Annotated in this window: 1 protein-coding gene; it reads left to right on the forward strand. The window is 46.5% G+C overall.

Going from position 1 to position 904, the window contains the following annotated elements; translation table 11 throughout:
* Position 1: 1 nt before the first annotated feature.
* On the forward strand, positions 2-904 hold a 903-nt coding region (gene vmeG, locus R7P74_RS25350), incomplete at its 3' end, for an efflux RND transporter periplasmic adaptor subunit VmeG (protein ID WP_318123404.1).

The following is a 904-nucleotide window of genomic DNA, read 5'->3' on the forward strand; positions in this document are numbered from 1 at the left end:
ACTGCTCATTCCGATAGCCGTCACGGCTGCATTGTCGGGTTGTGGTAAAGAGCTTCCACCAGTTCCTGAGCCAGAATCTCGCCCCGCAAAACTTTTTACTGTTTCTGTTGGCAACGCACAATTTGAACGCCATTTCCCCGCCACCACAGAAGCCGGTGACAGAGCTGTACTCGCATTTCGTGTCCCAGGATTGCTTCAATCTATCGAAGTTAATGAAGGGCAAGTCGTTAAAAAAGGCGATGTGCTAGCAGTTCTTAACCCAGATGAATATTCCTTATTGGAAAAGCAAGCAAGAGCGAATTTTGCGTTAGCTGATGTTCAGTACAAGCGCTATAAAAAGCTGCGGAAAGACCAAGTGGTCTCTGAACAAGATTTTGATGAAGCGAAAGCCAATCATAACTCTGCTAAAGCCCAATGGGATCAAGCCAAAGCGAATTTGCGCTACACCCAACTCGTTGCTCCTTACGATGGCACCATTTCTTATCTTCCTGCCGAAAATCATGAATACGTTGCCGCCAAAGAAGGGGTGATGAACATTCAAACCAATCAGGTAATGAAGGTGATTTTTCAACTGCCTGACTATTTGCTCAACCGCTATACGCAAGGCGTGAATGTTTCAGCAAAAATGATATTCGACGCGTTTCCCGAACGCTCTTTCGATCTGACTTTCCAAGAAATTGACACCGAAGCCGACCCAAAAACGGGCAGCTATAAAGTGACGATGGTGATGGAAAGACCGCCAGAGCTAGGCATTCTTCCAGGTATGTCAGGCAATGCGTATCTCGTGTCACAAAACTCCGGAGCGACCAAAATTCCAGATTCTGCGCTCTTTGAAGAAAATGGAAAAACTTACGTTTGGCGCGTTGATGACCAAGGCGTGGTTGCGAAAGCTGACATTACGATG

Source organism: Vibrio sp. 2033, from assembly GCF_033339735.1.